The sequence below is a fragment of the Pseudomonas sp. GM18 genome (genome assembly GCF_000282195.1).
GTDB lineage: Bacteria > Pseudomonadota > Gammaproteobacteria > Pseudomonadales > Pseudomonadaceae > Aquipseudomonas.
In genome coordinates, this window is record NZ_AKJT01000134.1 from 1 (window position 1) to 10,149 (window position 10,149).

A 10,149-nucleotide genomic window follows, 5' to 3' on the forward strand; every position below is an offset into this window, starting at 1 on the left:
CGTAGGCGTTGTAGCTGAACCCGCGCATGGCCCCGGTGGGCAACGTCGTCTGGATCAGTCGGCCGACGGCATCCCATTGGTACTGGGTAACCGCACCGTGTTCATCCTGACGGGTAATCTGCCGCCCCAGCGCATCGTAGGCAAAGCGCCGCTGACCACCGTCCGGTAAGGTCTCTTCGAGCAACTGCCCCAAGGCATTCCAGACGAACAGATGGCGACTGGTGTCCGGGTAGCGGACCGACAGCAGCCGGCCTTGTTCGTCGTAGTAATAGTGAGTGACCTGGCCGTCGGGATCGGTCGCTTCGGTGACGCTCCCTTGAGCATTGCGCTGATACCGCCACGCCGCTTGGCCGCGATAGCGCGCATGCAGGAAGCCGTTGCGGTATTCGTAGGCCGTCGGCTCGTCTTGCGGCGGAATCAGCGCCACCAACCGTCCGACGTCGTCGTAGCGGTATTCGGTGACAGCCCCCAACGGATCCTGCTCGGCCACCAGCTGCCCGCTGTCGTCGTAGGTTTTGAGCAGCTCACCGCCGTCCAGCCCGATCCGGCGCACCAGCCGCGCCCGATCATCGTGGACGTAAACCTCTTCACTGCCATCGATGTTCCGGACGGTGACGCTGCCCTGGTCATCCCAGACATAGCGCGCGTCCATCTGCGCAAACGACGCCCAATGCCGGACGCAGCGTGCTGCCTTGCCGGACCGTTCCCACTCCCAGAAGAAACTCGCACCACCGGCCAGTTGCCGCTGCAGAATCACGTGCCGGTCGTCGTAGTCGTAACGCTCGCTTTCCCCGGCGGCATTGGTCGCTTCGATCAAGCGCTGGCGGGCGTCGTAGCGGTAGAAAACCAGCGTTTGCTCTGTACGCCAGGTTTCACCCAAGTCATCGCTGGGGCAAAACGACTGGTATTCGACGGCAACCAGGTGCCTGCGCTCGTAGCGCAACAGCAAGGCACGACCGGCACCGTTGTCGAGGCGTTGAATGCGCTCCTGGCGGTCGCGAGTGATGCGCAGGCGGTTGTTGTAGGTGTCACTGATCGCCGTCAGCCGACCGCTATGAAAGTGGTAGAACCGGCTCGTCTCGCCGGCCAGCGCGAGAATCAATTCCTCCGGCTCGTCCCCGAGGTAAATCGCCGCTCGCGACAGACTGTTATGAATCGCCGGGCGCTCGACGCTCGGCAACGGAAACGTCGTACGACGGTTTTCGTGGTCGATCCAGACGACCTGTTCGGCGCCCAGCTCCAACCGCTGCGCCAGCGAATGACTCCAGCCCCAGCCCAACCCGCAATCGATGTCCACCGCGCTGGAGCGGTACAATCGGGTGAAGACAAACGGCAGCAGCCCGTCCAGCGAACCGTCGGTCAGGGTCAGCAGTTCTTCGCCGGTAACCATCGACACCGGACAGCCGTTGGTCGCGGTTTTGTCGACTGAGTCGGCACTGTCGCCATTGGGGTTTTTCGCTTGATTCGGTGCATCGTGGTGAGGTTCGTGACGGCCCAGCCGGGTCATGACTGCAGACTTGTCCCGAGCAATGGCGAGCGGATTGTTCACCTGCACAACCGGTGCGTTGCCGGGACTGATTTGTAGCGGAACTGTCGGTGCAGGTTTCAGCGGTGTATTGCGCGCGCTGACCACGAGCGGTTTGAGGATGCCAGCGTGGGCTGTCAGATCGGATTTGGCCGTCAGTTCGGCCAGTCGCAAACTGGCCGCCGCCAACCACTGCCGGGCCCGCTGGGACTTGATCTTGTCCAGCACTTTGGCGCTCATGCCGAGCTTCAGGCCTGTAGGACCTGTGAGACGCACCAGCAGGAAACTGATCAATATTTCCGTACGAACTTGTGCCACGACTTCGGCGATGTACTGCGGCGGCAACATCCTCAGCCAACTGGTGAAGGCTGCGAGATGGATGAACATCAACGGCTCATCGCTCAACATCAGCAACACATTGGCAATGGTTTCAGTCGAAGCATTCAGCAGCGTCTCAAGTTCACCTTGTGTCAGGTACTCAAGGAGTTTTTCGCTGCTGCCTTGCAGGTCCGCCACCAGGGCATAGACCTGCTTCACGTCATCCCACAAGCCGTGCAGCGAACGCTCGAAACCGTGCCAGTCAGCCTGTTGCAGCAGGCCGTAGCGTTGGGTGAAACCTGCTTTGGAAAAATCTGCCCATAAAGGCTCGAATTCGCTCGTCCATTCGTTGCGCAACCAGCCTTCCAGCTCGCCGATCACGCCCTGATAGGAGGCGTAGAGCGCTTTGACGTGTTCAGTGGTGACATTGGGAAAGAAGGTGATGCGATAGCGATGACCGCGCCAGCATTCGGGGATTTCGAGAATACCGCTGGGGCCGATGGTGGCGTGGACGGGCTCACCGAACGTCAGTTCACCATTGCGCTGCGAGATAACCGGCTCGAGCATCACCGGCGTATCGCCGATAGGCACGAAACGCGCGGCTTCAAACATATGCACCAGGGTCAACGGACCGCTGGCGGGGCACATGGCGAGTGTCGAACTGACAGGCGCGGTGGAGTCCTTCGGTGCGCTGAGCCGGACTTCGTTGCCGACCTTGAACACTTGCTCGACGTTCAGCGCTCCTGCGGTCCAGAAGTTTTCCGCCCAGGCCTCGTAGTCGTTGAGGCAGAGTCGGAAATCACCGAGCAGCGCTTCGATGTTCGGCTGCTCGGGGTTCATGGCGGCGACCACCAACAGACCGATGGCGTTGTTCAAGGCCAGGACCTTGTCAGGTTCGAACATTCGCAGTCCCTCGCGCTGATCAATTTGGAGCGAGAGACTTTGCGGGGGATCAAAAAGGAAAGAAGTCGGGAAAGGAGGTGTTTGGTGTAGGGGAAATCGCTAAATCATCGCGGACCCCTCGGTAAAGGATTTTGTATCCGCCAGGCATTGCCCGTTGCTCTCGACCAATCGCGCTCGCTATGCTGCTGAACCCTTTAATCCATCACGGATTCGGCCATACCTGAGCCGCCCTGGGATGTCATGAGAAAACGGATCAGATGCGATGAGTGCACCCTTGGATGAGTTCGGTCCGATCAAGGCCGTGATTTTCGATATGGACGGTTTGCTGCTGGACACCGAGGGCATTTACACCGAGGTCACGTCCATCATTGCCGAGCGCTACGGGCGGACCTTCGACTGGAGCGTCAAACAGAACATCATCGGGCGTGGAGCGGGTGATCTGGCGCGCTATGTGGTCGAGGCGCTGGACCTGCCGATCACCGCCGAAGAGTTCCTGGTGATCCGCGAGCCGCTGATGCGCGAACGTTTTCCGACAGCGCTGGCGATGCCCGGCGCAGAGGAGCTGGTTCGGCACTTGAAGGCCAACAACATTCCTATCGCGGTGGGCACCAGTTCCTCGCGTCAGTCGTTTGGTCAGAAAACCACCTTGCACCGCGACTGGTTCGCGCTGTTCGACTTCATCGTCACCGCTGACGACCCGGAAGTAGGTGCGGCGAAACCGGCGCCGGATATTTTCCTGACGGCGGCGCGACGCCTTGGGGTCGCGCCCCGGGATTGCCTGGTGTTCGAGGATTCGCCGTTCGGCGTCACTGCGGCGAAAGCTGCAGGGATGACCGCCATTGCGGTCCCGGATGCGGCGATGGCCGACGAAAAATACGCACACGCCGACGGCATTCTTCGTACGTTGAAGGCGTTCAAGCCCAGCGCATGTGGCTTGCCGGCGCTTGAATGGGCGTGATCATTCGATAATCTCTGACACAAAAAAACGCCGGCAATCGATTGCCGGCGTTTTTGTTTCAGTCGAGCGGGGTATCAGGCGCCGAAACCACCGTCGATGGTCAGGCTGGCACCGGTGATGTAGCCAGCTTCGGGACCTGCGAGGTAAGCGACGAAGCTGGCGATTTCTTCCACGTTGCCGTAACGACCCACGGCCATCAGCGGGATCAGGCTATCAGCGAAGTCGCCGTTGGCGGGGTTCATGTCAGTGTCGACCGGGCCCGGTTGCACGTTGTTGATGGTGATACCCCGCGGGCCGAGGTCGCGAGCCAGGCCTTTGGTCAGGCCGACCAGCGCCGATTTGCTCATGGCGTACGGGCCACCACCGGCGAAAGGCATGCGCTCGGCATTGGTGCTGCCGATGTTGATGATGCGACCGCCTTCGGTCATGTGTCGGGCAGCTTCCTGGGAGGCGATGAATACGCTGCGGACGTTGATGGCCAGGGTCTGGTCGAAGTCTTCGAGTTTGAAGTCTTCCAGCGGTGCGACGGCCAGTACGCCTGCGTTGTTGACCAGGATGTCCAGGCGACCGAAGGCTTCGACGGTGGCGTTGACGGCATTGCGAATGGCGACGGCATCAGCGCTGTCGGCCTTGATGGCCAGGGCTTTGCCGCCGGCGGAGATGATGCTGTTTTGCAGGTCTTCGGCTTTGGCGGTAGAGCTGACATAGGTGAAGGCGACGGTTGCGCCTTCTGCGGCCAGGCGTTTGACGATGGCAGCACCGATGCCGCGTGAACCGCCTTGAATCAAAGCTACTTTACCGCTGAGGTGTTGAGTGGTCATGTCGATCTCCAGAAGTTCAAGGCGGGTTGCCTTGTTGTCTGAGTCGAGTATCGGCTTCGCATTACCCTGCGGGTAGACCGTGATTGCTATAGTCTGTGTAAACCAGAAGTTTATAGTGACGCTTATGGAAACCTTCAGCAGTATCGAATGCTTCGTGCGCAGCGCCGAGGTCGGCAGCTTCGCCGAAGCTGCGCGGCGCTTGAGCCTGACACCGGCGGCGGTGGGCAAGAGTGTCGCCAAGCTGGAGGCGCGACTCGGTGTGCGGTTGTTCCAGCGCAGCACGCGTAGCCTGACGCTGACCGAGGCCGGCCAGCTGTTTCTCGGCGAAGTCAGCGCCAGCCTGCACACGATCCAGAATGCCGTGGCCAACCTGGCCAGTGCCGAAGGACGTCCGGCGGGAACGCTGAAGGTCAGCATGGGCACGGTGTTCGGGCGCTTGTACATCGTGCCGTTGCTTGGAGAGTTTTTGCGGCGCTTTCCGGCGATCAACCCGGACTGGCATTTCGACAACCGTCAGGTCGACCTGATCGGCCAGGGGTTCGATGCGGCGATTGGTGGCGGATTCGAACTGCCTCAGGGCGTGGTGGCGCGCAAGCTGACGCCTGCCCATCGGGTGCTGGTGGCTTCGGCGGAGTATCTTGCGGGCCGGGAGGCGATCGTCGAGCCCCACGACCTCAAGCGCCATGATGGCATCCTGATACGGTCGCCGCAGACGGGGCGCGTGCGTTCCTGGCAGTTGACCAGTCGCACCCGGCAACACAGCCCGTTGATGCTCAAGCCGCGGATGACCATGAGCGATTCGGAGGCTGCCTGCGCCACGGCGGCCCAAGGGTTGGGCATTGCGTTAGTGAGCATGCCGTTTGCCGTGGGCTATCTGGACGCCGGGACCTTGCAGCGGGTGCTGCCCGACTGGTACGTCGACGATGGCAACATCTCCATCTATTACGCCGAGCACAAACTGCTTCCGGGCAAGACCCGGGCGTTTGTCGATTTCATCATTGAACAGTTTGCCGAGCAGGGGTTGGGGCAGCGGTTTAGTGCGCTTTGAACCTGGCTTAAGACCGAGGTGGGGCCATCGCGGGCAAGCCACGCTCCCACAGAATGATGCGAATCCCTGTGGGAGCGTGGCTTGCCCGCGAAGAACGATAACGCGGTCTAGCGCCCAAACCGTCCAGGCCAACCAATAATGGTCTTCGGCCGAGGCGTCGCATACGTCCGCACTTTCGACGTCGATAACCCCAACCGCACCAGCGATTCGGCAATGGTCACCGCCGCCGTCACGCCATCCACCACCGGTACGCCGGTGCGCTGACGAATCTGTTCATCCAGCCCGGCCATGCCGCCACAGCCCAGGCAAATCACCTCGGCCTTGTCTTCGCTCACCGCCAATTCCGCCTGGCGGACAATCGCCTCCAGCGCACGTTCTGGATCGGACTCCAGCTCCAGCACCGCCAGCCCGCTGGCCCGCACCGACGCGCAGCGGTCCCAGAGCCCGGAGAGCTTGAGGCGATCCTCAATCAGCGGCACGGTCCGGTCCAGGGTGGTGACCACCGAATAGGCATGGCCGAGGAACATCGCGGTGCTGGCACCGGCATCGGTGATGTCCACCACCGGCACGTTGAGCAGCTCCTGCAAACCTTCGCGGCCGTGCTCGCCATAGCCGGCCTGGATCACCGCATCGAAGGGCTGATCATAGGACATGACCCGGTCCATCACGGCGATGGCGGCCAGGTAGCTTTCGAAATTGCCTTCAATCGAGTCGGCGCCGAAATGCGGGGTCAGGCCGATGATTTCCGTGCCGGGCGCGGCCACGGACTGCGCTTGACGGGCGATGGCCTGGGTAATGGATTCGGTGGTGTTGACGTTGACCACGAGAATTCGCATGGGAGGTCCTTTTAGCGAGGTGGTTTTGCGGCCCGATGTCCCCGGGCCGCCAAGAGGATTAATGGCTGACGTTATCGACTGCGATGGCTTCACCGCTGACATCGGCGTAGTAAGGCTGCCGTTTGGCGATGATCAAGTAGAGCATCCCTGCAATCCCGGCGCCAATCAGCCAGGAGAACGGCGAGACGCTGTCGAAACCTGGTACCAGGGCCAGGACAATGGCGATCAAGGCTGCCGGAATGAACGCCGCCACGGCGCGCAAATTGACCCCACGGCTGTAGTAATAATCGCCAGCGGGATCTTCGCTGTACAACTGCGGCACGTTGATCCGGCCTTTTCGTACCTGCCAGTAGTCGACCATGATCACCCCGTACAACGGGCCGAGCAGGGCGCCGAGGCCGGACAGGAAATAGACGATTACCAGCGGGCTGTTGTAGAGGTTCCAGGGCAGGATCAGCACCGCGATGGTCGCGCTGATCAGCCCGGCGCGGCGGAAGGTCAGGTACTTGGGCGCCAGGTTGCTCAGTACAAAGGCGGGGGCCACGAAGTTGGCCATGATGTTCACCGCCACGGTGACAATCAGGAACGCCAGGCAACCGAGTACCAGAAAGAAGGTATTGGGAATCGACGCGATGATCTCGGTCGGGCTTTCGATGATCCGGCCATTGATCTGAAATTGCGCACCGCACAGTAGGACGGTGATCCCGGCGAATACCAGAATGTTGACAGGCAGGCCCCAGAAATTTCCGACCCGGATGGTCTTGCGGCAGGGGGAAGAACGGGCGAAGTCGCAGAAATTCAGGATCAGCGTGCCGTAGATCGATAGCCACAAGGCGCCGCCGGCAAAGATATTGCGCCACATCTCACCACCACTCAGCGGCTCGCGAATCGACCAGGCGATGGTGGCGTTGGCCTGGAAGTACATCCAGCCGGCGAGGGCGGCGACGGTCAACAAAATCACCGGGCCGGCAAACGCCTCGTAGCGTCGCACCATTTCCATGCCATAGGCCAGGATCGCCAACTGCACGAACCAGATCGCCACGAAACACACCCAGCCCAGGCTCGACAGCCCGAGTATCGAATTGTGGTCGTAATCGGCGAGTCCGGGATGCACCGCCGTCAGCAATACGCGAAAGACCACTGACGCCAGGTACGTCTGAATTCCGAACCAGGCAATGGCGATAACGGCGCGAATCAATGCAGGAATCTGCGCTCCATGGATGCCGAAACTGATCCGGCTGATCACCGGAAACGGCACCCCGGTTTTCTGGCCCATGTAACCGGAAAGGTTCATGAAGCAATACACCAGCGCCGCACCGATTCCCAAGGACAGCAGAATCTGCCAACCGCTCAGGCCCAGTGCATACAGGCCAATGGCAAAGGAGTAGTTGGCAATGTTGTGCACATCGTTTGTCCACAGGGCAAAGATGCTGTAACGACCCCAGCGCCGACCTTCGGCCTTGGTCGGCGCGAGGTCTTTGTTGTGCAGGCGGGGGCTGAGCACGACGGGTGGTTGAAACGTTTGATCGTGAATCACAGAGGTGGAAAGGGGGGAGGGCAGATCCAGCGCAATATTGTTATTGGGGAGGCTAGTACGCATTCCGGCAGGCTCCTGAAGCTCGTTGCCGCGATGACTGTGCATGAGCGTGGGCTCGACAAATCTTCGTCGCGGGCGGGAGAGCATCATTGGTTACGGGGCATCTGCAGCCTGTACGGGATAGGGCGCTTCAGGCTTGCGGATCTAAAGTGTGTGTATGTTTTTGTATTTATTGTATACAAAACATGTGTTCACTTAAGCCAGATTTGTGCCAGTCGGTGATCTATAAAATTTAACGCTAATTTCGTTTTGTTATTGATTGAAGATAAGTAGTTGAAACAAAGACGATATAAATTGACCGATTGAACAGGTATTTATTTTGGACGGGGTATTGTCGGAGTGGTCGACTGAGGAAGTCAGGACAGGGGGATGTAACTTTTGGGGGCGCTGAAACTAAAAGTGCACACAGATATGGCACTTATGGTGACATTTCTGTGTACACATTTTTAAGATCAAAAGATCGCAGCCTGCAATCTTTTAAGCTTTGGACTTGCTGATGATGTTCCCGGCATGCAGCCCGCATTCTTTCTGCGTGGCTTCTTCCCACCACCAACGACCTTCGCGCTCATGCTGGTTCGGCAGCACCGGACGGGTGCAAGGCTCGCAACCAATACTGATGAACCCGCGCTCATGCAGGCTGTTGTACGGCAGTTCCAGCATGCGGATGTAACCCCAGATCTCTTCGCTGGTCATCTGCGCCAGCGGGTTGAACTTGTAGAGGGTACGTTCCGGTGTGGAAAACGCGGTGTCGATTTCCAGCACCGCGACGGCGCTGCGGGTGCCCGGGCTCTGGTCCCGACGCTGGCCGGTGGCCCAGGCAGTCACGCCGGACAGTTTGCGACGCAGCGGCTCGATCTTGCGAATGCCGCAGCACTCGCCATGGCCATCCTTGTAGAAACTGAACAGGCCTTTTTCCTTCACGAAAGGTTCGAGCTTGCTGTAGTCCGGCGACACCACTTCGATATCGATCTTGTAGTGCTCACGCACCTGTTCGATGAAGCGGTAGGTCTCGGGATGCAAGCGGCCGGTGTCGAGGCTGAACACTTTGACGTTCTTGTTCAGCTTCCAGGCCATGTCCACCAGCACCACATCCTCGGCGCCGCTGAAAGATATCCACAGGTCATCGCCGAACTCGGCGAACGCGAGTTTCAGGATGTCCTGGGCGGATTTGTTGGCATAGGTCGTGGCGAGTTCCACGACATCGAACGATGGGCTCATCAGGGCGGCTTCCTACAGGTCGGTGGCGCTGGGCGCTCTATATGTGCCGATGGTAACAAAATCCTGCGGCGGCTGGTGGGCCCTCTGCGTTGCGCAGAGGGGGGCGAGTCGCTAGAGTTCGGCAGTCCTTTTGCTCGCTCTACTCATAAACAATACCAATGGGAGTGTCTTGTGGAAATTGCCTGTCTGGATCTTGAAGGTGTGCTGGTCCCGGAAATCTGGATCGCCTTTGCCGAAAAAACCGGAATTGAGTCCCTCAGGGCCACCACTCGGGACATTCCCGACTACGACGTGTTGATGAAGCAGCGCCTGCGGATTCTCGACGAGCACGGCCTGAAGCTTTCCGATATCCAGGAAGTGATCGCCACGCTCAAGCCTCTGGAAGGCGCGAGCGAATTTGTCGACTGGCTGCGTGAGCGCTTTCAGGTGGTGATTCTGTCGGACACCTTTTACGAATTTTCCCAGCCGCTGATGCGTCAACTGGGCTTCCCGACTTTGCTTTGTCATCGTCTGATTACTGACGATGCCGGTCGGGTTACGGGCTATCAGTTGCGTCAGAAAGATCCCAAGCGTCAGTCGGTTTTGGCGTTCAAGAGCCTCTACTACCGAGTGATCGCGGCGGGTGATTCCTACAACGACACCACGATGCTGGGCGAGGCGGACGCCGGGATTCTGTTCCATGCGCCGGACAATGTGATTCGCGAGTTCCCACAGTTCCCGGCGGTGCACAGCTTTGCCGAGTTGAAGCAGGAGTTCATCAAGGCTTCGAACCGCAATCTGAGTCTGTAAACCCGATCCCAGTAGGCGCTGCCGCAGGCTGCGATCTTTTGATCTCTGATCATTCCCACGCTCCGCGTGGGAATGCCTCAATGGACGCTCTGCGTCCGCTTTGGGACGCGGAGCGTCCCGGGCTGCATTCCCACGC

Annotated in this window: 8 protein-coding genes; 3 read left to right on the forward strand and 5 right to left on the reverse strand. The window is 59.7% G+C overall.

Translation table 11 applies throughout. The features are described 5' to 3' along the window. Positions 1-2,746 (reverse strand): DUF6531 domain-containing protein (locus tag PMI21_RS00300; protein ID WP_007942157.1); only part of this gene is annotated, 2,746 nt, incomplete at its 3' end. Positions 2,747-3,008: 262 nt separating this feature from the next. Here PMI21_RS00300 and PMI21_RS00295 point away from each other — a divergent pair. Next, complete coding sequence (locus tag PMI21_RS00295; protein WP_007942158.1) at positions 3,009-3,704, forward strand: HAD-IA family hydrolase; 696 nt, start codon at positions 3,009-3,011, stop codon at positions 3,702-3,704. A gap of 74 nt (positions 3,705-3,778) precedes the next feature. Here PMI21_RS00295 and PMI21_RS00290 read toward each other — a convergent pair whose 3' ends face one another. Next, complete coding sequence (locus tag PMI21_RS00290) at positions 3,779-4,525, reverse strand: 3-oxoacyl-ACP reductase family protein (protein WP_007942160.1); 747 nt, start codon at positions 4,523-4,525, stop codon at positions 3,779-3,781. A 124-nt stretch (positions 4,526-4,649) separates the two neighbouring features. Between PMI21_RS00290 and PMI21_RS00285 the strand changes: the two genes are divergently transcribed. Then, positions 4,650-5,573, forward strand: a complete 924-nt coding sequence (locus PMI21_RS00285; RefSeq protein WP_007942161.1) for a LysR family transcriptional regulator — start codon at positions 4,650-4,652, stop codon at positions 5,571-5,573. A 107-nt stretch (positions 5,574-5,680) separates the two neighbouring features. Here the strand turns inward: PMI21_RS00285 and PMI21_RS00280 are convergent, their stop codons facing one another. From PMI21_RS00280 to PMI21_RS00270, 3 genes are all read right to left on the reverse strand, one after another. Continuing rightward, positions 5,681-6,409, reverse strand: coding sequence for an aspartate/glutamate racemase family protein (locus PMI21_RS00280; RefSeq protein ID WP_007942162.1), 729 nt, complete (start codon positions 6,407-6,409; stop codon positions 5,681-5,683). A 58-nt stretch (positions 6,410-6,467) separates the two neighbouring features. Beyond that, complete coding sequence (locus PMI21_RS00275; RefSeq protein ID WP_007942163.1) at positions 6,468-8,009, reverse strand: NCS1 family nucleobase:cation symporter-1; 1,542 nt, start codon at positions 8,007-8,009, stop codon at positions 6,468-6,470. 474 nt (positions 8,010-8,483) lie between these two features. Next, positions 8,484-9,224, reverse strand: coding sequence for a phosphoadenylyl-sulfate reductase (locus PMI21_RS00270; RefSeq protein ID WP_007942164.1), 741 nt, complete (start codon positions 9,222-9,224; stop codon positions 8,484-8,486). Positions 9,225-9,395: 171 nt separating this feature from the next. Between PMI21_RS00270 and thrH the strand changes: the two genes are divergently transcribed. Continuing rightward, entirely contained in the window at positions 9,396-10,013 is a 618-nt protein-coding gene (gene thrH, locus PMI21_RS00265) for a bifunctional phosphoserine phosphatase/homoserine phosphotransferase ThrH (RefSeq protein ID WP_007942165.1), read from the forward strand. The last annotated feature ends 136 nt before the right edge of the window (positions 10,014-10,149 follow it).